The following is a 22,817-nucleotide window of genomic DNA, read 5'->3' on the forward strand; positions in this document are numbered from 1 at the left end:
GTTTCGATATGAAGAAAATTAGCGTGCTCGGCTCCACGGGCTCGATTGGAACGCAGACACTGGATGTGGCGGCGAAGCATTCTGAACATTTTCAAATCGAAGGACTTGCTGCGGGCGGCAACACGGACTTGCTGCTTGAACAGGTAAGGCGGTTCAAACCGCGCAAAGTCTCGGTGGCCACGCGCGAGCTGGCCGAACGGATCCAATCCGAGGTTCCGGCAGGCACGGAAGTGTTCTACGGGGATCAAGGCTTAATCGAAATCGCGGCCGGAACGGACGCCGACATGGTCGTCACGGCCGTCATGGGGAGCCTCGGGCTCCCTTCGACGCTGGCCGCGATCGAAGCAGGAAAAACCATCGGCCTGGCCAACAAGGAAACGCTTGTGACGGCCGGCCATATCGTGACGGCGCTCGCGCGGGAAAAAGGCGTCAAGCTGCTCCCGATCGACAGCGAGCATTCGGCGATTTTTCAGTGCCTGAACGGAGAAAATCGCAAGGACTTGGCCTCCATTACGCTGACGGCATCCGGCGGCTCCTTCCGCGACCGGACGCGTGAGGAATTGAAGCACGTGACGGTGGAGGATGCGCTCAAGCATCCGAATTGGTCCATGGGGGCGAAAATTACGATCGATTCGGCGACGATGGTGAACAAAGGGCTGGAAGTGATCGAAGCGCACTGGCTGTTCGACCTGCCCTATGAGCAAATCAACGTGCTGCTGCATCCCGAAAGCATCATCCATTCTTTCGTGGAGTTCCGGGATACGAGCATCATCGCCCAGCTGGGCAATCCGGACATGCGGGTTCCGATCCAATACGCCCTGACGTATCCGGAACGATGGGATTCGCCGGCGCAGCGGCTTTCGCTGGCCGAGGCAGGCAAGCTTCAATTCCGCGAAATGGATTTCGAACGCTTCCCTTGTTTAAGACTGGCCTATGAATGTGGTAAAATGGGTGGTACAGCCACGACCGCATTTAATGCCGCCAACGAGGTGGCGGTTGCGCGGTTTCTGCGCAAAGAGATTTCATTTTTGCAAATTGAGGATATCATCGAAAGAGTGCTCGAACGGCATCACAACATTCCAGAACCGGAACTTGCGGAAATTGAAGATTGCGACAAGCGCACCCGGGAGGCCGCAGCCAAGCTTTGACCTTTCGAACGGCGCAAAACACCGCAAACATCCACTCTTCTCCCTTATCTAAAAAATGACTCAAAAGTGATTCTCTTGTGCGGGTCCGGAGAATAATGATAATCTATATAGACTGAATCGAGAGACGAGCCTTATACGGGCGTCAGCCCGCACGGCAAGGCTGAAACAGCCCATAACGGAGAATAATTCATTCTATGGGATCGGCGGCCGCCGATCGTGGATTATGAAGCTTCGGCCTCAGACAATAAAGGGGGATGCGTCGAATTGGAAATGGTGCAGGTAGTTTTTTTGACGGTGCTCATGTTTTTCGTCATCGTAACCGTGCATGAATGGGGACATTATTATTTCGCCAAACGCGCAGGCATACTGGTTCGGGAGTTTGCGATCGGTTTCGGTCCGAAACTGTTTTCTTATAAACGGGGGGAAACCCAATTTACGCTTCGTTTGCTGCCGTTTGGCGGTTATGCCCGCATGGCGGGCGAAGATCCGGAGCTGGTGGAAATCCATCCCGGGCAAACGGTGGCCGTCCGGGTCAAAGACGGCGAAGTAAAAAAGATTTATTTGGACCAGTTGGACAACCGTAAAAACGTCATCCGCGGCGAGGTCGAATTCATCGATTTGACCGACAGCTTGAAAATCCGTCTGGATGTGGACGGCGAAGTTCAGCAGTTCCCGATCCATCCGCAGGCGATGCTGGTCGCCAAGTCCCAGGAGACGCAAATCGCGCCGAGGGACCGGCAGTTCGCCAGCAAGACGGTCGGGCAGCGGGCGATGTCGATTTTTGCCGGCCCGCTGATGAACTTTATCCTGGCTTTTGTCTTGTTCGGAATCCATCTTCAAATGGCCGGCATTCCGGTCGAAAATCCGACGTACATCGTGATCGGGGACGTTTCGAAAGGAATGCCGGCGGATGAAGCCCATTTGAAAAAAGGCGACATCGTCGAAACGATCGACGGCGTCAGCATCGGCACGGATTATGAGAAGATGATCGATATGACGGCCAAGTCCGAAGGCAAGCCGATGAAGTGGACAATCCGCCGCGGCGACGAGGTGTTCAACGTGACGCTGACCCCTCGGTCGATGGAAGGGCAAGAGGGAGGGAAAATCGGCATCTCGCCCGCATTCCCTACGCGCAAGGCCGGCATTGGAGAGACCTTTACCGGGGCAGGTACCGCCATGGTTGATTGGACCAAAATCATTTTCCAGGGTTTCGGCAAGTTGATCAAGCAGTTCAATATGAACGATATCAGCGGACCGGTAGGGACCTTTGAGATTACGGGCCAGATTGCCAAGCAAGGAATTGCCCAGCTCACGCAATGGGCTGCGATATTGAGTTTGTATCTGGGCATTTTCAACCTGCTGCCGATTCCGGCCATGGACGGAAGCCGGCTCGTGTTTCTTGGCGTTGAAGCCGTCCGCGGGAAGCCGATCGATCCGAGCCGGGAAGGCATGGTGCATTTCGTCGGGTTTGCGATGCTGTTCCTGTTAATGATTGTAGTAACTTATAACGACATATTGCGTTTAATCAACGGATAATTGACGATACATTGGGAGGAAGTCCATTTTTATGTCAAACGATAAACAATTTGTGACCGAGATAACGCCGCAGGGGGAAGACTTCTCGCGCTGGTACATCGACGTGATTAAAAAAGCGGATCTTATGGATTATTCGCCTGTGCGCGGATGCATCGTTTTCCGCCCGGACGGCTATGAAATTTGGGAGCATATCCAGCAAGAGATGGACCGCCGTTTCAAAGAAACGGGCCACCGCAACGCCTACTTCCCGCTTTTCATTCCGGAGAGCTTTTTCCAAAAGGAAAAAGAGCATGTCGAAGGATTTAATCCGGAGCTGCCTTGGGTAACCGAGGCGGGCGGCGACAAGCTCGAGGAGCGTCTGGCGATCCGTCCGACCTCCGAAACGATGTTTGGCCACATGTATTCGAAATGGATTCAATCCTATCGCGACCTGCCCGTCCTGATCAACCAGTGGGCCAACGTCGTGAGATGGGAAAAACGGACGCTGCCTTTCCTTCGCACGAGCGAGTTTTTGTGGCAGGAAGGCCATACCGCCCACGAGACGGAAGAGGAAGCGCGCGAAGAAACGATGAAAATGCTTGAAGTTTACCGCAGCTTCGTGGAAGAATATTTGGCGATCCCGGTCATTACCGGCCAAAAAACGCCGTCCGAGAAATTTGCGGGTGCGGTCGACACGTTCTCCATCGAAGCGATGATGAAGGACGGACGTGCCGTGCAGGCGGGAACGTCGCATTACCTCGGAACGAATTTCGCGGTTGCGTTTGACATTCAATATTTGAGCCGCGAAAACAAGCAGGAATACGTGCATACCACTTCTTGGGGGACAAGCACGCGTCTGATCGGTTCGATGATCATGGTGCACGGGGATGACCGCGGGCTTGCGCTGCCGCCGAAAGTGGCGCCGACCCAAGTCATCATGATTCCGATCGGTCCGCCGAAAACGTGGGACGCGGTCGTGGGACGCACGGACGAGCTGTTCGCCGAACTGAAAAAGGCGGGCATCCGCGTTCGCGTCGATGACCGGAACGACCTGCGTCCTGGCTGGAAGTTCAACGAATACGAGATGCGCGGGGTGCCTGTACGTCTCGAAATCGGTCCGCGCGATATGGAAAACGGCGTTTGCGTGCTGGTATCGCGGATTAGCGGCGAGAAAAAGGTCGTTCAGCAGGCCAACCTCGTGGAAGAGGTTCAAGCGATGCTGGACCAGGTGCAGCGGGAAATGTTCGACCGCGCGAAGCAGTTCATGAACGACCATTTCTACTCCGTGGATACGCTGGAAGAAATGAAGGCGAGCATGGAGGAAAAACGCGGGTTTACGCTGGCCGGCTGGTGCGGGTCGGAAGCCTGCGAAAGCAAGGTCAAGGAAGAGACCGGCGCAACAAGCCGCAACATTCCGTTCAACCCTGCCGAGAAAAAGCATACTTGCCTCGTTTGCGGACAACCGGCCAAACATACGGTCGTGTTTGCTAGAGCTTATTAAGAAGCAATCCGTATCCGCCGGGACCAATTTGCAAAATATCAGGAACTTTATTTTGAACTGTTGTATGGGATAGGTTTTGTACCGATTCAACAATAAACCAATGAGGAGCTTCTGCCAGAAGTAGGCCCGGTGTGCTGTGAACCCGGTATATATGACTGGATTCAGAAGCTTTTCATTTTTAGCAGTGGGAGCAAGGGGGAAGAGAGCATTGGACAAGGCTGGCGAGAATAGAAAACGGTTTGAGCTTCTGATGAAGCAGGGCGAAATCCCCCCCGGATTGGTCGACCCGTATTTTTTGGACGGTTACATCGAGCAGGTGGAGACGAGCCGGAGCAATAAAGAGTGGATCATTACGATCGGCAAAGAGACGCTCGTGCCTGCGGAGGTATACCGGAATTTTTGCCTGAAGCTTAGGGAGAAAATGCAGCATATCGCTAAAATCACGTTTATTTTCAAATACGGTTCTGCGGTAGATGCTGGCGAAATCGTCAATACGTACTGGAATTTGTTCTTGGAATGGGTTCACAGGGAAATTCCGTCGGTCAACGGCTGGATGGCCAGAGCGGGACATGAGCTGGACGGGGACTTGCTGCTTGTAAACATGACGGATCCCACCTCGCTCGAGCTTGCGCGCAAAAAGCAGATCGATCAGGCGATCATCCGTTTTTATCAGCAATATTTTGCGCTTCCGCTCAGGGTAAAAGTTCAAGTCGGGGAAATCAACCGGGAAGCCTACGAAGAATTCGAACAGAAAAAACGCGCGGAAGAGCTTGAAGTGATCCAGCAGATGATGACGAGCATGGAAGCCGAAGCGCGCGAGGCCGAGGATGACGGGGAAGAGGTACGGCTGCAGGTCGGTTACGACATCAAGGAGCAGCCGGTGCCGATCCAGGAGATTCAGGACGAGGAGAAAAAGATTACGGTTCAGGGAACCATCTTTGGCCTGGACAGCAAGGAGCTCCGCAACGGCAGCACGCTGTTTATGTTCAACCTGACGGACTTCACCGATTCGCTGCAGATGAAAATGTTTGCGAAGACGAAAGAGGATTTGAAGATTTTAGGCTTGCTGGCCAACGGCAAATGGGTGAGAGCGCGCGGACGGGTGGAGTACGACCGGTTCATGCAGGTTCCCGAGCTGGTGATGATTCCATCCGATTTGGTCGAGGTTCAATCCCCTCCCGCCCGAAAGGATGCCGCTCCCGAGAAACGCGTGGAGTTTCACCTGCATTCGACCATGAGCACGATGGATGCGGTGACGCCCGTCGACCAATATATCAAAACGGCGGCCAAATGGGGCCATAAGGCGATCGCGATTACCGACCATGGCGGCGTGCAGAGCTTTCCGGACGCGGCCAAGGCGGCGAAGAAAAACGGCATTAAAATGATCTATGGCGTGGAGGCCAACGTGGTCAACGACTCGGTTCCGGTCGTCATGCAGCCGCAACCGATCGAGCTGAAATCGGCGACATACGTCGTATTCGATATCGAGACCACCGGCCTGTCGATCACGAACAGCAAAATTACCGAGCTTGCCGCGGTCAAAATGCACGAGGGCAAAGAGATCGGACGGTACGCAACGTTCGTCAACCCGCACGAAAAAATCCCTTACCATATTCAGCAGCTCACGAACATTACGGATGAAATGGTGAAAGATGCGCCGGACCTGGAGCCCGTTCTGAAGGAATTCGTCGAATTTATCGGCGACGGCGTGCTCGTGGCCCACAACGCAAGATTCGACGTGGGTTTCATCCAGGCTTCCTTGAAACAATACGGCATGCCGCAGCTGGACAACCCGGCACTCGATACGCTTGAGCTAGCCCGCTTGCTGCATCCGGGGATGAAAAACCACCGGCTGAACACGCTGGCGGATAAATACAAGGTGCTGCTTGAAAGCCATCACCGGGCGATCGACGATACGGTGGCGCTGGCCGGCATTTTGAACGGATTGTTGGCCGATGCGGAAAAAATCAAGGGACTGACGATGCTCGACCGGCTGAACGATTACGTCGGCAAGGATCTGTCCAATACCCGTCCGTTCCACTGCGGCATTTATGCGCTGAACCCGATAGGCAAAAAAAATCTGTTCAAGCTGATTTCGTTGTCGCATACCGAATATTTCATGCGGGTTCCATGCATACCGAGATCCAAGCTTGTCGAGCTGCGGGAAGGGCTGCTTGTCATCTCCGGCTGCGAAAAAGGCGAATTTTTCGAGACGGTGCTGAACAAGACGGTCGAAGAAGCGATGGAAGTGGCGGAATTTTACGACGTGCTGGAAATTCAGCCGCTGACGATGTACATGCACCTGGTCGACAAAGGGCTGGTCGGAAGCCCGGCCGAGCTGAAGGCGGCGATCAAGACGATTTGCGATATCGGCGAAAAACTGAACAAACCGGTTATCGCCACAGGCAACGTCCATTATCTCGATCCGCGCGACAAGCTGTTCCGCGACATTACGATCCACGGCATCACCGGTTTCAGCCCGCTGAAGGATATCCGCAAGCCGGACGCGCATCTGCGCACGACGGACGAAATGCTGGAAGAATTCGAATTTTTGGGCAAGGACAAGGCCTTTGAGGTTGTCGTGAAAAACACCAACGAATTGGCGGACCGTTTCGAAGAGCTCGAACTGTTTCCGGATAAACTCTTTACGCCGATCATCGAAGGCGCGGACGAGGAGATCCGGAACACCTGCTATGAAACGGCAAGGTCGATTTATGGGGAAGACCTGCCGGAAGTCGTCGTCGCCCGGCTGGAGAAAGAGCTGGAGCCGATCATTAAATACGGCTTTTCCGCCAACTACCTGATCTCCGAAAGGCTCGTTAAAAAATCCAATCGGGACGGTTATCTTGTCGGCTCCCGGGGTTCCGTCGGTTCTTCCGTCGTCGCCACGTTCCTGGGCATTTCGGAGGTTAACCCGCTCCCTGCGCATTACATTTGCCGGAACGAAGCCTGCAAATACAGCGAGTGGTTCCTCGACGGCAGCGTGCCGAGCGGATTCGACCTTCCGGACAAGGAATGCCCGAAATGCGGCCAGATGCTGAAGGGCGAAGGGCAGGACATTCCGTTCGAAACCTTCCTTGGCTTCAAAGGCGACAAGGTTCCCGATATCGACTTGAACTTTTCCGGCGAATACCAGCCGCATGCGCATAACTACACGAAGGAAATTTTCGGGGAAAAATGCGTGTTCCGGGCGGGAACGATCGGTACCGTCGCGGAGAAAACGGCGTTCGGCTACGCGAAAAAATACGAGGAAGACCATCATAAAAGCTGGCGCGGCGCCGAGCTGAGCCGCCTTGCGGCCGGCTGTACCGGCGTTAAACGCAGCACCGGCCAGCATCCCGGCGGGATCGTCGTCGTGCCGGATTACATGGAAGTGGAAGACATCACTCCGGTCCAATATCCGGCGGACGACACAAGCGCGGAATGGAAGACGACCCATTTCGATTACCACGCCTTTGACGCGAACTTGCTGAAGCTCGATATTCTGGGGCACGATGATCCGACGATGATGCGGATGCTGCAGGATTTGACGGGGGTCGATCCGACCACCATTCCGATGAACGATCCGAAGGTTATGAGCATGTTCAACTCGACCGAGGCGCTTGGCGTCACGCCCGAGCAAATCCGGACTCCGGTCGCCACGTACGGCGTGCCGGAAATGGGAACGAAGTTCGTCCGCCAGATGCTGATCGAATCGAAGCCTTCGTCCTTTGCGGACTTGCTGCAAATTTCTGGCCTGTCCCACGGAACGGGAGTTTGGCTCGGAAACGCCCAGGAACTGATCAAAAACGGCACCTGCAACATCAAAACGGTGATCGGTTGCCGTGACGATATCATGCTCTACTTGATTTATAAAGCCGGCATGGATGCCAGCCTCGCTTTTAAAATTACGGAAAGCGTCCGTAAAGGCAAGGGGCTGACGCCGGAATGGATCGAGGAAATGAAACGATGCAAAGTGCCGCAGTGGTACATCGATTCATGCCTGAAAATCCAGTACATGTTCCCGAAAGCGCACGCCGCGGCATATGTTATTTCAGCGGTGAGAACGGCATATTTCAAGCTCTACTATCCGATCGAATATTACGCGACCTACTTCTCGGTCCGTGCCGAAGATTTCGACATCGAGCTTTGCTGCCAAGGCTACGACGCGATTTACCGCCAGATCGAGGAAATCGAGCAGAAAGGCTTCCAGGCCACCACGAAAGAAAAAAGCATGCTTCCGGTGCTTGAAATGGCGCTTGAGATGACCGCACGCGGCTTCACCTTCAAGAGCCTGGATTTGTACCGTTCGGAAGCGACGCGCTTCATCGTGGACGGTGAATCCCTGATCCCGCCGTTTTCGGCCATGCAGGGCATCGGCGAAAACGCGGCGCGCAACATCGCGGCCGCGCGCGAACAAGGCGAGTTCCTGTCGATCGAAGACTTCCAGCAAAAGTCGAAAGCAAGTAAGTCGATCATCGAGCTGCTGACGCAAATGGGCTGCTTCCGCGGCCTGCCGGAAAGCAACCAGCTCTCGTTGTTTTAATACTACGGACGGATCGATATCCATTTATATCCCCTCTTGACAATGGGGCGATGCCGTGCAGCCCTTGCTGCGACTGGCGGCAGTCAAGGAGTGATACTTGTCAGTGCTGCCAGACTATGTTATAATTTTTTTGGCAATCATGGAGATAAAACCGTTGTTTAAAGAGTGGGGCGACCCACTCTTTACTCTTTGGTATATAGGATATTGAAAGTCTTGGAGGTAATAATCTTTGAGCACACCGAAGATCAAAGGAATTGTAGAGGAAATGGTCCAGCCTTATCTGGATGAGCATAACTTTGAGCTTGTCGACGTCGAATACGTCAAAGAAGGCAGCAACTACTTTCTGCGCGTCTATGTCGACAAGGAAGGCGGCATTGACATCGATGATTGCGGCATGATCAGCGAATATCTGAGCCAGAAGCTGGATGAGAACGATCCGATTCCCACCGCATATTTTCTGGAGGTATCCTCCCCTGGCGCCGAGCGTCCGCTGAAGAAAAGCGAAGACGTGGCCAAAGCCGTCGGCAAAGATGTGTTTGTGACCGTGTACGAGGCGGTTGACGGCCAGAAAGAATTCGAAGGCCGGCTTCTTTCGTTCGAGAACGACGAACTTGTCATCTCCGTAGGAAAGAAGCAGCACACCATCCCGTACGCTAAAGTTGCCAGTGCCAGACTGGCCATTATTTTTTAAAAATTCAGGGATTTGTTAGGACGAAGCGCCGATTGCAATTCCCGGATTTTACGTCGCGAAACGCAAGCTTCACCTGTCAAAGACGGCGAAGGCGTTTACGCTTGGGTGCATGTAATGAAAGGGGGAACTGATTTCCAATGAGTATGGATTTTATTGAAGCGATGAATGAACTGGAAAGAGAAAAGGGAATCAGCAAGGATATTCTGTTTGAAGCGATTGAAGCCGCGCTGATCTCCAGCTACAAACGCAACTTTAACACGGCGCAGAACGTGCGCGTCGACATGAACCGCAACTCGGGCGTCATCAAGGTGTATGCCCGCAAGCTGGTTGTGGAAGAGGTGCTTGATCCTCGCACCGAAATTTCCCTGCCCGCGGCAAGGGAGATCAACCCGCATTTCCAAATCGACGATATCGCCGAAATCGAGGTTACGCCTCGCGACTTCGGCCGCATCGCCGCCCAGACGGCGAAGCAGGTCGTCACCCAGCGCATCCGCGAAGCGGAGCGCGGCTTGATCTACAACGCGTTTGTGGATAAGGAAGAGGATATCGTGACCGGCACGGTGCAGCGCCAGGATCTGCGCAACTTTTACGTGGATCTCGGTAAAATCGAAGCCGTGCTTCCGCTCAGCGAGCTGATGCCGAATGAAAAATTCAAGCACGGCGACCGGATCAAGGCTTATATCACCAAGGTTGAAAACACGACGAAGGGACCGCAAATCATGTTGTCCCGCACGCATCCGGGTCTCCTCAAGCGGTTGTTCGAGCTTGAAGTGCCCGAGATTTTCGACGGCGTGGTCGAAATCCGTTCCGTAGCCCGGGAAGCGGGCTTCCGTTCCAAAATCGCGGTTTACTCCCGCAATCCGGAAGTGGATCCGGTCGGATCCTGCGTCGGGCCGAAAGGCCTCCGCGTGCAGACCATTGTCAATGAGCTGCGCGGAGAAAAAATCGACATCGTTCGCTATTCGGAACAGGTGGAGGAATACGTCGCCAACGCCCTCAGCCCGTCGAAAGTGCTGGAAGTGATCGTGTTCGAAGAGGAGAAAATGGCCCGCGTCATCGTGCCTGACTACCAGCTTTCCCTCGCAATCGGGATCAAGGGCCAAAACGCCCGGCTGGCAGCGAAGCTGACCGGCTGGAAAATCGACATCAAGAGCGAAAGTCAGGCGGAACAGGAATTCGGCAGACCGAAAACATCCTCGGTCGAAATGCATCAGGATTCCGTCTCCGTCGATTGACAGCAGGATTCGGACATCCTGAACCTTAACAAGGACGGGAGGGCTGCGCCATGATCAAGCAAAAAAAAGTGCCGCTGCGCAAATGTGTGGCGTGCCAGGAAATGATGCCGAAAAAAGAACTGATCCGCATCGTGAAGACGCCCGAAGACGAGGTGCTCATCGATCTGACCGGCAAGAAGTCGGGGCGAGGAGCTTACCTTTGCGGGAAAGTCTCCTGTTTTAAGCTCGCGCAAAAAAACAAGTCGCTGGACCGTGCCCTGAAACATCACGTCAAGCCGGAAATTTACGAGCAGCTTGCCGAGGACTTCATATCGGTGGAGGATGAATTTTTGGCGGTAAAGGAAAGCGCGGCCGATGAATAAATTTTTCTCCCGCCTCGGTCTTGCCATGCGCGCGGGAAAGCTGCTGACCGGCGACGAGATTGTGCTGAAATCGATACGGTCTTCGGAAGCCAAGCTAGTCATCCTTGCGGGAGACGCCTCAGCAAATACACAGAAAAAGTTCCGCGACAAATGCGGAACGTACAACATCCCTCTGGTGATCGGATTTGACCGCGAAAGTTTGGGCGCAAGCATCGGTAAACCCGAAAGAGTTGTGCTCGCAATTACGGATCAAGGATTCGCAGAAATGATCTCCAAAAGCTTGGAGATAATGTCGGAGGTGGAGTATATTGAGTAAACAAGACAGTAAAGATAAACTGCGTGTATACGAATATGCCAAATCATTAAATATGAGCAGCAAAGAAATTATTACCATCTTGAAACGGCTGAATATTCCCGTCAACAATCATATGAGCGTGATGGAGAATGATTCGGTCGCAAAAGTGGAACAATTTTTTCGAGATATCAAATCGAATGCCGCTGCGAAAAGAGAAAGCGGGGAAACTCTTACGACAGCTAATACTTCTTCCATAAAAAATGACAACAACCGGACAGATCGAAACCAGGGCAGCCGGCCGGCAGGCCAAAGCCAATCCCAAAAACAACAGGAAAAGCAGGTAAGTATGAATAATAAATCGAATCAAAACACAGCAAACGGTTCCCAGCGAACCCAGGGCGGGCAGGATTCCCGCAGAGGCCACTCGAACCAGGGAGGCCAAAATAACGGTGCAGGCAACCGCAGCCAGGGCGCAGGCGCAGGCAACCGCAATCAAGGATCTTCCCAAGGAAATCGGCCTCAAGGTTCGAATCAGGGAGGCGCAAACCGCGGTCCCGGCGGACAGCAATCCGGTGGGCAGCGGTCGAACAACAGCCGTCCACAGCAATCCGGAGGCCGTCCGCAGCAGTCCGGATCCCGTCCTTCCCAAGAAGGCGGTTCGAGCGATAACTTCTCCAGACCAAACGATAACCGCGGTGGCAATCGCAATCAAGGCAATAACCAAAACCGTGGCAAAAACGGAAATTCCAGACGGTTTGAAGACGGGAACAACAAATCCGGTTCGTTCAACCGGAATAATCGTGGAGGCAAGAACAACAAAGGCAGACAGCAGTACAACCAGCCGCCGCGCGAGAAAATCGATAACACGCCGAAGAAAATCATCGTGCGCGGTAATATGACGGTTGGCGAAACAGCCAAATTGCTTCATAAAGACGCTTCCGAGGTTATCAAAAAGCTGATCCTGATGGGCGTTATGGCTACGATTAACCAGGAGCTTGATATCGATACCATTCTTCTTCTTGCCGGAGAGTTCGGCGTTGAGGTCGAAGTGAAGATTGTTGTTGAGGACGACCGCTTCGAGACCCTTGAGGAGAACGATGATCCAGCGGATCTGAAAGCCCGTCCGCCGGTCGTTACCATCATGGGGCACGTTGACCATGGTAAAACGACCTTGCTCGACGCCATCCGTTCTACGAACGTTACCGGCGGCGAAGCAGGCGGCATCACGCAGCATATCGGCGCTTACCAAGTCGAAATCAACAACAAAAAAATTACGTTCCTGGATACGCCGGGCCATGAAGCCTTCACGGCGATGCGTGCACGCGGAGCGCAAATCACGGATATTACGATTATCGTCGTAGCGGCCGATGACGGCGTCATGCCGCAAACCGTGGAAGCCATCAACCACGCCAAAGCGGCCGAGCTGCCGATCATCGTGGCCGTAAACAAAATCGACAAGCCGTCGGCAAATCCGGACAAAGTAAAACAAGAACTGACCGAATACGGTCTTGTGCCGGAAGAGTGGGGCGGAGACACCATTTTCGTCAATGTTTCGGCGAAGCAAAAAATGGGTCTCGAAGAACTTCTTGAGATGATCCTGCTTGTTGCCGAAGTGAACGAATATAAAGCGAACCCGGACAAACGCGCGCGCGGCGCCGTCATCGAGGCGGAGCTGGACAAAGGCCGCGGCCCGGTGGCACGCGTACTGGTGCAGCATGGTACGCTGAAAATCGGGGACGCCTTCGTTGCGGGCAACTGTTTCGGACGCGTTCGCGCCATGGTGAACGACAAAGGCCGCCGTCTGAAGGAAGCCGGTCCATCCACGCCGGTTGAAATTACCGGTCTGACGGAAGTGCCGCAAGCCGGCGATCCGTTCATGGTTTTCGAAGACGAGCGCAAAGCCCGCTCCATCGCCGAAAAACGCGCGATCACCCAGCGCCAATCCGATCTTGGCAGCAACGTGCGCGTAACTCTCGACGACTTGTTCCAGCATATTAAAGACGGCGAGATCAAAGACCTGAACGTGATCATCAAAGGCGACGTGCAAGGTTCGGTCGAAGCTTTGAAAGGTTCTTTGGCCAAAATCGAAGTGGAAGGCGTACGTGTGAAAATCATCCACAGCGGTGTCGGTGCTATCACGGAATCCGACATCATTTTGGCTGCCGCATCGAACGCGATCGTCATCGGCTTTAACGTTCGTCCGGATCCGCAAGCCGGCGCGACGGCAGAACAAGAGAAAGTCGATATCCGTCTGCACCGCGTCATTTACAATGTCATCGAAGAAATCGAGCAGGCGATGAAAGGTATGCTGGATCCAGAATATAAAGAAGTGGTCATCGGCCATGCCGAAGTCCGCAACCTGTTTAAAATCAGCAAAGTGGGCACCATTGCCGGCTGCATGGTTACTCAGGGCAAAATCACGCGCAACGCTGAAGTCCGTTTGATTCGCGGCGGCATTGTTGTTCACGAAGGAAAAATCGATACACTCAAGCGCTTCAAGGATGATGCTAAAGAAGTTGCCCAAGGTTATGAATGCGGCATTACCATAGAAGGATATAATGACCTTAAGGAAGGCGACGTCATCGAGGCGTTCATCATGGAGGCTGTCGAGCGCAAGTAACTAAAGAGGTGAACATGCATGGCCAAAATACGTGTTGGGCGGGTCGGCGAACAGATTAAAAAAGAACTGAGCCAGCTCATCCAAAGTGAATTAAAAGACCCGCGCATCGGTTTCCTGACCGTAACCGGCGTGGATGTAACTAACGATTTATCCCAAGCGAAGGTTTACCTCAGCGTGCTGGGAGACGAAGAGCAGAAAGAGAACTCGCTGAAAGCTCTGGAGAAAGCCAACGGTTTTCTCCGCTCCGAGCTTGGCAAGCGGATTCGCCTTCGTCACATACCCGAGCTGATTTTCAAGTTCGATGAATCCATTGCTTACGGCAGCAAAATCGAAAAGCTTCTGGGCGAAATCAGCAAAAACGATTCGAACTAATTTACAGTTTAAAGGAGAAGGCGATGCAGACCTATGAACAGTCGCTTGAGCAGGCCAAGCAGTTTCTGCTGAAGCATGATGATTATTTAGTAGTGTCGCATATTCAGCCAGATGGAGATGCAGTCAGTTCCACCGTAGCCGTGGGCTGGCTTCTCTCATGTCTGGGCAAAAAATTCACTCTGATCAATGAGGGGCCGATCCCGGAAAGGATGCGTTTTCTGCTCATGGCGGACCGGATCGTGAACATGGAACAGCAGCCTCTTGACCGCATGTTCGGACATGTCATCTGCGTGGATTGCGCCGATTTTGCCCGGGTCGGACAAACCGCCCGGTATTTTGCCGAAGATGCGATGATTCTGAATATCGATCATCATCCAACCAACAACGGCTACGGCAGCGTCGCCCTGATCAAGCCGGATGCCGCCGCCACGGCTGAAATTTTGCATGACTTGATCGACGCTTGCGGGCTCGAGTGGACGACGGATATCGCGACAGCGATCTATACCGGGCTTTTGACGGATACCGGGGGGTTCCGCTATTCGAACACGTCGCCGAAGGTGATGAGCATTGCTTCGGAGCTTCTTGGATACGGCGTAAACGGGCCCGAATTATGTGAGACTCTGCTGGAATCGATGTCGTTGCCGCAAATGAAAGTGCTCGTAAAGGCGCTCAGCACGATGGAGATGACGCCTGACGGCAAAATTTGCTGGGTTTACGTCACCCCGGAACATATGCAGGAAGCGGGAGCTTCGAACGAAGATCTGGAAGGGATCGTGAATTATCCCCGGAACATTCAAGGCGTCGAGGTCGGCGTTTTATTTAAAGTCATCCATGATCATGCCGTGAAGGTCAGTCTTCGTTCGGCGGGCAACGTCGACGTTGCAGCGCTGGCCCAAAGCTTTGGAGGCGGAGGGCATGTCCGGGCCGCGGGCTGTAGACTCGAAGCCAACCTCGAAAGCTCCATCGAGCAGGTAGTAGAGCGGGTGAAGTCGCTGTTATGAGTCTGGAAGGAATTTTGGCCGTTCATAAGCCGGCAGGGATGACCTCGCATGATGTCGTGGCGAAAACGCGCCGCATTTTAAAGATGAAGCGGATCGGGCACACCGGCACGCTGGATCCTGAAGTGACGGGCGTGCTTCCGCTTTGCCTGGGCAGGGCGACGCGGGTCGTCGAATATATGCAGGAACTGCCGAAAGAATACGAAGCGACGCTGAGGCTTGGGATGGCAACCGACACCGAAGATTTGACAGGCAACGTGACCGCACAGGTCGACCGGGTGAACGTTACCCCGGAGGAAGCGGAAAAGGCGCTGAAGACATTCCTGGGCACCATTTCCCAGGTTCCGCCGATGTACTCGGCGGTAAAAGTCGACGGAAAACGGCTTTATGAGCTGGCGCGCGAAGGCAAAACCGTCGAGCGCAAGAGCCGCGAAGTGACCATTTACGAAATTGAGATGAAAGGCCATGAATGGCATGGGCCGTTTCTCGATATTTCCTTCAGGGCGCTTTGCTCCAAAGGCACCTACATCCGTACGCTTTGCGTCGACATCGGCAAGGCGCTTGGCTTGCCGGCGACGATGGTCCAATTGAAGCGAACGATGTCCGCGGGGATTTCCGACTCGGAATGCCTGACGCTTGCGGAAATCGAACGTTTGATGGACGAAGGCAGGCTGCAGGAGCATCTGATCAAGGTTGACCATGCCATCAGGCATTTGCCAGCGCATACCGTATCGGACGAAAAAGCCGCGGCCGCGCTGCAGGGACAGAGGCTCTCCGGAAGGGCGGTAACGCCGGAGGTGCGCTCCCCTGGCTGCATCCGCCTGTATGACGGCGCAGGCGCGTTTCTCGGGATCTTTGAAAAACAGGAAGAGTCTGGGGCCATTTCGCCGGTAAAAGTATTTTTGCCGGGGACATAAGCGGCCGCGAACGGATATTTCAATCGAAATGCAGGTGAGAACGCTGTGAAGACTGTACATTTAACCTATCCTTTGTCCGCCGGCATCATCAGGGAAAACGCGGGTCCGCAAATCGCCGCGATCGGACAATTCGACGGCGTGCATCAGGGGCATGCAAGCGTGATCGGTTCCGCCGTCCGGCTAGCCGGGGAGCAGGGCGTTCCGAGCGCAGTCATGACCTTTCACCCTCATCCGAAGGACGTCATGAAAAAAGGCAACTACGAAGGAAACTTAACGCCGCTATTGGAAAAGCAGGAGCTTTTGGCCGAGCTGGGCGTGGATATTTTGTATGTGGTGGAGTTCAGCGAGGCTTTTTCCAAGCTGAGCCCGCAGGCTTTCGTCGAAGGCATGCTGCTGCAGCTTGGCGTACGGACCGCGATCGTCGGTTTCGACTTCCGCTTTGGCCATAAGGGGGCTGGGGATGCAAACATGCTCCGCCAGCTGGGAGGCGGAAACATGAACGTCGAAATCATCCCGCCTTTCGAGCGGGAAGGCGAAAAAGTGAGCAGCTCTTCGATCCGCAAAGCGCTGCAGAGCGGGGAACTGGATGAAGCGAACCGGCTGCTCGGCAGGCCGTACCGGCTGCGGGGGGTGGTGGTCGACGGCGACAAGCGGGGAAAATCGATCGGATTTCCGACGGCTAACCTGCGCTTGCTCGACCGTTACGTCGTGCCCGCCAAAGGCGTGTACGCGGTCCACTCGTTTATTGAAGGCGAGTGGGTGCCCGGCGTGATGAATTTGGGAGTCAAGCCGACCTTCCAGGAGAACGTCGCCGCTCCAAGCTTTGAGGTTCATCTCCTGGATTTTGACCGGGACATCTATGGCAAACAGATGACCGTGGATCTGATATCCTACATCCGGGCGGAACGGAAATTCCCTTCCATCCAGGAGCTGATCACTCAAATTCAGGCCGATACCGAAACGGCGGAAAAGATTTTGAGCCCGTCCCCATAATCGGACTTGGCGAACATTTACTTTTGCTGCCCAAGTATGCTATACTGATAAGCGTCGCTGGAAACAGCGGCGGTAACCTTGGCTTGGTTACACGATCTCACCGACGGTAACGAGGCTAATGGCGATTATCTACTTAAGGAGGTGAACAGGATGGCATTGACTCAAGAACGCAAACAACAACTGATCGAAGAGCACAAAACTCATGAATCCGACACAGGATCCCCAGAGGTGCAAATTGCTATCCTTACGGAGAACATTACGAACCTGACTGATCACTTGCGTACGCACAAGAAAGACCATCATTCCCGCCGCGGATTGCTGAAAATGGTCGGTCAACGCCGTAAGCTGTTGGCATACTTGAAAAACAAAGATGTTAACCGCTACAGCGCTCTGATTGAAAAACTCGGATTGCGCCGTTAATATCCGTATGGTCTACTTAAAGCAGCCTGGTTGTTCGCCGTTTGTCCTTTTCGGAGTGACAGCGGAGCAACCGGGTTGCTTTTTATGCAGGCCTTATATGAATTGACCCAAAGCTGGGAATAATGTGTATTAAAAGGAGGGATTTCATGGAAAGTCGTGTCGAAATGCAGTTGGGCGGAAGACCCCTGATCCTTGAAACCGGACGACTCGCCAAACAGGCCAACGCCGCAGTAATGGTCCGTTATGGGGAAACCGCCGTACTTTGTACTGTGACTGCTTCCAGTGAACCTAAAGATTTGGATTTTTTTCCGCTGACCGTCAACTATGAAGAAAGATTGTATGCGGTCGGCAAAATTCCGGGAGGCTTCATTAAACGCGAAGGACGTCCAAGCGAAAAAGCGATTCTCGCCAGCCGCCTGACGGACCGTCCGATCCGCCCGCTTTTCCCTGAAGGATTCCGCAATGATGTACAAGTCCTTAATCTTGTCATGAGCGTGGATCAAGACTGTTCTCCGGAAATCGCCGCGATGATCGGAACCTCGGCTTCGCTGAGCATTTCCGACGTGCCGTTTAACGGACCGATCGGCGGAGTCGTCGTCGGACGCGTAGACGGACAGTTTATCATCAACCCTACGATCGCGCAGCAGGAAATCAGCGACATTTACGTTGTCGTGTCGGGCACGAAGGACGCCATCATGATGGTGGAGGCCGAAGCCAACGAAGTGCCTGAAGAAATCATGCTTGAAGCGATCATGTACGGTCACGAAGAGATCAAAAAAATCGTCGCAGTCATCGAGGAGCTTGTAGCCAAAGCCGGCAAGCCGAAAATGGAAGTCAAGCTGCATGCGGTGGACGAGGAAGTCAACAAGCAGGTGCGCGAGTATGCCGCAGCCCGATTGGTCGAAGCGGTGCGCATTGCCGAAAAGCATGCCCGCCAAGATGCGATTGACGCCATTAACGACGAAACGGTAGCTCACTTTGAACAGCAATACATAGAGACGCCAGAGCTCTTGAGCGACGTCAAAGAAGTGCTGCATGATATCGTTAAGGAAGAAGTCAGACGTTTGATTACGCATGATAAGGTTCGCCCTGACGGCCGCAAGCTGGATGAAATCCGTCCGATCGAATGCGATACCGGCATTTTGCCGCGCACGCACGGAACGGGCCTGTTTACCCGGGGCCAAACGCAGGCGCTCAGCGTATGTACGCTTGGAGCACTCGGCGACGTGCAAATTTTGGACGGCATCGACCTGCAGGAATCGAAACGCTTCATGCACCATTACAACTTCCCGCCGTTCAGCGTAGGCGAAGCACGTCCGCTCCGCGCTCCTGGACGCCGCGAAATCGGCCATGGCGCCTTGGGCGAAAGAGCGTTGTCGAAGGTTATTCCTTCGGAAACGGAATTCCCGTACACGATCCGTCTCGTTTCGGAGGTGCTGGAATCCAACGGTTCCACGTCCCAGGCGAGCATTTGCGCAAGTACCCTGGCCATGATGGACGCAGGCGTGCCTATTAAGGCTCCGGTTGCAGGGGTAGCCATGGGTCTGATCAAAGACGGGGAGCATGTCTCCATTTTGACCGATATTCAAGGGATGGAAGACCATCTCGGCGATATGGACTTCAAAGTGGCCGGCACCTCGGAAGGCGTAACCGCCATTCAGATGGACATCAAAATCGACGGCATCGACCGCCAGATTTTGCAGGACGCATTAAAACAGGCGAGAGAAGGACGGATGTTCATCCTAAGCAAGATGATGGAAGCCATCCAAAAGCCGCGGGAAACGTTGTCTCCTTATGCGCCTAAAATTATCGTCATGAACATCAATCCGGACAAAATCCGTGATGTCATCGGCGCAGGCGGCAAAATCATCAACAAAATCATCGAGGAAACCGGCGTAAAAATCGACATCGAGCAGGATGGACGTGTATATATCGCTTCCTCGAACGACGAAATGAACCAAAAAGCCCGCTCCATTATCGAAGGCATCGTCCGCGAGGTGCAGGTCGGCGAAATTTACGTCGGCACCGTCAAACGGATCGAGAAATTCGGGGCATTCGTGGAAATTTTGCCGAACAAGGAAGGGCTTGTCCATATTTCCCAGCTGTCCACCGAACGGGTAGCGAAGGTTGAAGACGTCGTGGCCATCGGCGATTCCATTACCGTAAAAGTAACGGAGATCGACCAGCAGGGCCGGATTAACCTGTCCCGCAAGGCGGTTTTGACGGCGGAAGCCAAAACGCAAAAAGCTTAATACAATCGAAAAGACCTTGAAAAGGTCTTGCGAAAGAGGCAGAACGTAACCACTTCTGGCTCTTTTTTTTCAATTTGCCTTCCCTTTACCTCCATTCATATTCCTGTGGACTTGCTCATAAAATGGGACAAAGCGGGTAAGGGAGATGAGCGGAGCTATGAATGGAAGAAGAGGCGCGGTATTGATGGCCTGTTTTGCGATCGTCGTGGGGATTGCCCAGACCGGAGCCGTCGGCGAATACATCCGGGAAACCAGGCATCAGGCGGCGGAGGCCAGGACGGCAGAGGCCAGGACAGACGATCCGGCGCAGGATCCCCTTTACAAACAGCTCGTGGAAAAACGGGAGCAGACGAGGATTCAGCCGGTCGACGCGGTCGTGGACCGTGTATGGAAGGCGATTCCAGGGTATAATGGATTGGAAATAGATGTGGACGCAACCTATAAGCAAGCCAAAGCGGCCGGTTCGTCCGCGCCGATTACATACGTGTACCGCCAAATCCCTCCGAAGGTCAGCCTGGACGACCTGGGCGCGCAGCCGATCTACCGGGGAAACCCGAACAAGCCGATGGTGGGGCTGATGATCAACGTGGCTTGGGGCAACGAATTCATCGTGCCGATGCTGGATATTTTGGATGAGGAGAAGGTAAAGGCTACCTTCTTTTTTGATGGAAGCTGGCTGAAAAAAAATCCCGAGCTCGCAAAGGAAATCCAAAAACGGGGCCATGAGCTGGAAAACCATGCTTACACCCATCCCAACATGAGCCAGCTCAGCGAATACCGGGCCACGATGGAGATCAGCAAAACGCAAAAGCTGCTAAAAGAAAGCCTTGGCGTCGACAACAAATGGTTTGCGCCGCCGTCAGGGGATTTTAACCAGCAAACGGTCCGGATTGCCGCCAGCCTCGGCCTGAAAACGGTGCTGTGGACGGTCGATACGGTAGACTGGATGAACCCTTCCCCCGAATCGGTCGTGAACAAAATATCGAGGAAAGTGGAGGCGGGCTCCCTCATTTTGATGCATCCGACGTCCTCGTCGTCCCAATCGCTCCGGGGCATGATCCGGGTGATCAAAAACAAAGGGCTGATGCCGGGAACGGTGAGCCAGACGCTTTCGCCCGAACGCGTTCTTCCGCGAAGCGGTTGAGCGGGACTCCGTTTTTTGGTAGGATAGGGGATGCGTTAAAGGCAGTGATTGATATTATTTTAGGAGGGCCTAGCCTTGTGAAAAAAATAAAGCTTACGAACGGCCTTAGGGTGGTCATGGAGAAAATTCCGACTTGCCGGTCGGTTTCTTTTGGGATCTGGGTGAAAACGGGCTCGCGTCATGAAACACCCGATAATAACGGCGTTTCGCATTTTATCGAGCATATGCTGTTTAAAGGCACCGAGCGTTTCGACGCCAAAGACATCGCCGAACAATTCGACGCCATCGGCGGCAACGTCAACGCGTTTACGTCGAAGGAGTATACCTGTTATTACGCCAAGGTGCTGGATGAGCATCTGCCGATCGCCGTGGACGTGTTGTCGGATATGTTTTTCCGGTCCGTTCTGGATGAAGGGGAACTCGCCAAAGAGAAAAACGTCATCCTCGAGGAAATCGCCATGTACGAAGATACGCCGGACGATCTCGTGCATGATTTGATGGCGAAAGCCGTATACGGGGGACACCCGCTCGCTTATCCGATTTTGGGCACGAAGCAGCAGCTGGACCCGATGGGGCCGGCGGAGCTCCGGGCTTACATGAAGGAGCATTACACCGTCGAAAATACGGTGATCAGCGTGGCCGGCAACATCGATGACGGCGTCGTGGAGCTGCTGGAGCGCCATTTCGGCCATTTCGGCAACCACCGCGACGTGAAGGACATTGCCGCGCCGGGGTTCCACAGCGATATTTTGTTCCATAAAAAGAAAACGGAGCAAAACCATATTTGCTTGTCCCTGCCGGGCTGCTCCATTCATGATCCGGTGCAGTACGCCATGATTTTGTTGAACAACACGATCGGCGGCGGGATGAGTTCGAGACTGTTCCAGGAAATCCGCGAAAAGCGGGGCCTGGCTTATTCCGTTTATTCGTACCACAGCTCCAACGAGGACAGCGGATTGTTCACGGTTTATGCAGGCACCGCGCCCAAACAGACCAAGGACGTGCTCGACCTGACCAAAGAGGTGCTTGCGGACATCGCCCGTAACGGCATCACGGAAGACGAGCTCCGCAAAGGGAAGGAACAGCTGAAGGGAAGTTTGATCTTGAGCCTTGAGGGCACGGGCAGCCGGATGAACCGGCTCGGGAAAAACGAGCTGATGCTCGGAAAACACTATTCCTTGGACGAAATGATTGATAAAATAGAGCATGTCGGCATGAAGGACATCGACGACGTTTTGGACAGAATGTTCGGCGAACCTTTTGCGCTGGCGATGGTCGGAGCATCGGACAAAGCAATTGCTGGATTAAGAAGGGATGATTTCGTTGCATTACGTTCAAATTCATAAGCTTCCGGGTCATGACGACGTGAAACTTCCGGAAAAAATGTCCGCGGGCGCATCGGGTTACGACCTGTACGCCGCCGTCGAGGAGCCCGTCGTGCTTCAACCGGGGGAACGCAAGCTGATTCCGACGGGGTTCGCCCTGGCGATGCCGGAAGGCCTTGAAGCGCAGGTTCGTCCGCGCAGCGGGCTTGCTTTGAAGCATGGCATTACATGCCTCAATACGCCGGGAACGATCGACGCGGATTACCGCGGAGAAGTGAAGGTGCTGCTCATTAATTTGGGACAGGAGCCTTTTGCGATCGCCCGGAATGAACGGATTGCCCAAATGGTGTTCCAGGAGGTTCCGCAAATCCGGATCGAACAAGTGGAAACTTTGTCCGAAACCGTCCGCGGAGCCGGAGGATTCGGACATACCGGCAAATAACGGACCAAGGTCCGCCGCATTTTCGCCTGCCGCGAAAGTGACGGCGGATCTTTTATTTTTAA

General features: G+C 53.8%; 18 protein-coding genes. All 18 read left to right on the forward strand.

Going from position 1 to position 22,817, the window contains the following annotated elements; genetic code table 11:
• Positions 1-8 precede the first annotated feature (8 nt).
• The 18 genes from GQY55_RS00655 (at position 9) to dut (ending at position 22,755) form a co-directional block, all read left to right on the forward strand.
• A complete protein-coding gene (locus tag GQY55_RS00655; RefSeq protein ID WP_160037409.1) occupies positions 9-1,148 on the forward strand; it encodes a 1-deoxy-D-xylulose-5-phosphate reductoisomerase in 1,140 nt (379 codons plus the stop codon).
• Positions 1,149-1,412: 264 nt separating this feature from the next.
• Positions 1,413-2,684, forward strand: coding sequence for an RIP metalloprotease RseP (gene rseP / locus GQY55_RS00660; RefSeq protein WP_160037410.1), 1,272 nt, complete (start codon positions 1,413-1,415; stop codon positions 2,682-2,684).
• A 31-nt stretch (positions 2,685-2,715) separates the two neighbouring features.
• A complete protein-coding gene (gene proS / locus GQY55_RS00665) occupies positions 2,716-4,164 on the forward strand; it encodes a proline--tRNA ligase (RefSeq protein WP_160037411.1) in 1,449 nt (482 codons plus the stop codon).
• A 208-nt stretch (positions 4,165-4,372) separates the two neighbouring features.
• The gene (locus GQY55_RS00670) at positions 4,373-8,689 is read left to right on the forward strand and encodes a PolC-type DNA polymerase III (RefSeq protein WP_201452061.1); all 4,317 of its coding nucleotides are present in this window, start codon (positions 4,373-4,375) and stop codon (positions 8,687-8,689) included.
• A gap of 229 nt (positions 8,690-8,918) precedes the next feature.
• A complete protein-coding gene (rimP, locus tag GQY55_RS00675) occupies positions 8,919-9,380 on the forward strand; it encodes a ribosome maturation factor RimP (RefSeq protein WP_160037413.1) in 462 nt (153 codons plus the stop codon).
• Positions 9,381-9,517: 137 nt separating this feature from the next.
• Positions 9,518-10,615, forward strand: a complete 1,098-nt coding sequence (gene nusA / locus GQY55_RS00680; protein WP_036706975.1) for a transcription termination factor NusA — start codon at positions 9,518-9,520, stop codon at positions 10,613-10,615.
• Positions 10,616-10,668: 53 nt separating this feature from the next.
• Positions 10,669-10,977: an RNase P modulator RnpM gene (gene rnpM, locus GQY55_RS00685; protein ID WP_160038423.1), complete on the forward strand. Its 309-nt coding sequence runs from the start codon at positions 10,669-10,671 to the stop codon at positions 10,975-10,977.
• Entirely contained in the window at positions 10,970-11,293 is a 324-nt protein-coding gene (locus GQY55_RS00690; protein WP_160037414.1) for a YlxQ family RNA-binding protein, read from the forward strand. Before rnpM ends, GQY55_RS00690 begins: the two co-directional genes overlap by 8 nt.
• A complete protein-coding gene (gene infB, locus GQY55_RS00695) occupies positions 11,286-13,892 on the forward strand; it encodes a translation initiation factor IF-2 (RefSeq protein WP_160037415.1) in 2,607 nt (868 codons plus the stop codon). The genes GQY55_RS00690 and infB overlap by 8 nt, the downstream gene beginning before the upstream one ends.
• A gap of 18 nt (positions 13,893-13,910) precedes the next feature.
• Positions 13,911-14,264: a 30S ribosome-binding factor RbfA gene (rbfA, locus tag GQY55_RS00700; RefSeq protein WP_160037416.1), complete on the forward strand. Its 354-nt coding sequence runs from the start codon at positions 13,911-13,913 to the stop codon at positions 14,262-14,264.
• A 23-nt stretch (positions 14,265-14,287) separates the two neighbouring features.
• Complete coding sequence (locus tag GQY55_RS00705; protein ID WP_160037417.1) at positions 14,288-15,265, forward strand: DHH family phosphoesterase; 978 nt, start codon at positions 14,288-14,290, stop codon at positions 15,263-15,265.
• Positions 15,262-16,179: a tRNA pseudouridine(55) synthase TruB gene (truB, locus tag GQY55_RS00710; protein ID WP_160037418.1), complete on the forward strand. Its 918-nt coding sequence runs from the start codon at positions 15,262-15,264 to the stop codon at positions 16,177-16,179. Before GQY55_RS00705 ends, truB begins: the two co-directional genes overlap by 4 nt.
• A gap of 45 nt (positions 16,180-16,224) precedes the next feature.
• Positions 16,225-17,172: a bifunctional riboflavin kinase/FAD synthetase gene (locus GQY55_RS00715; RefSeq protein WP_160037419.1), complete on the forward strand. Its 948-nt coding sequence runs from the start codon at positions 16,225-16,227 to the stop codon at positions 17,170-17,172.
• 150 nt (positions 17,173-17,322) lie between these two features.
• Positions 17,323-17,592, forward strand: a complete 270-nt coding sequence (rpsO, locus tag GQY55_RS00720; RefSeq protein WP_160037420.1) for a 30S ribosomal protein S15 — start codon at positions 17,323-17,325, stop codon at positions 17,590-17,592.
• 146 nt (positions 17,593-17,738) lie between these two features.
• Positions 17,739-19,844: a polyribonucleotide nucleotidyltransferase gene (gene pnp, locus GQY55_RS00725; protein WP_160037421.1), complete on the forward strand. Its 2,106-nt coding sequence runs from the start codon at positions 17,739-17,741 to the stop codon at positions 19,842-19,844.
• Between the two features lie 157 nt (positions 19,845-20,001).
• Positions 20,002-20,988, forward strand: a complete 987-nt coding sequence (locus GQY55_RS00730; RefSeq protein WP_160037422.1) for a polysaccharide deacetylase family protein — start codon at positions 20,002-20,004, stop codon at positions 20,986-20,988.
• Between the two features lie 77 nt (positions 20,989-21,065).
• Complete coding sequence (locus GQY55_RS00735) at positions 21,066-22,334, forward strand: M16 family metallopeptidase (protein ID WP_160037423.1); 1,269 nt, start codon at positions 21,066-21,068, stop codon at positions 22,332-22,334.
• Positions 22,303-22,755, forward strand: coding sequence for a dUTP diphosphatase (gene dut, locus GQY55_RS00740; protein WP_201452063.1), 453 nt, complete (start codon positions 22,303-22,305; stop codon positions 22,753-22,755). Before GQY55_RS00735 ends, dut begins: the two co-directional genes overlap by 32 nt.
• Positions 22,756-22,817 lie beyond the last annotated feature (62 nt).

It is taken from the genome of Paenibacillus sp. USDA918EY (assembly GCF_009870825.1).
GTDB lineage: Bacteria > Bacillota > Bacilli > Paenibacillales > Paenibacillaceae > Paenibacillus_AQ > Paenibacillus_AQ albilobatus.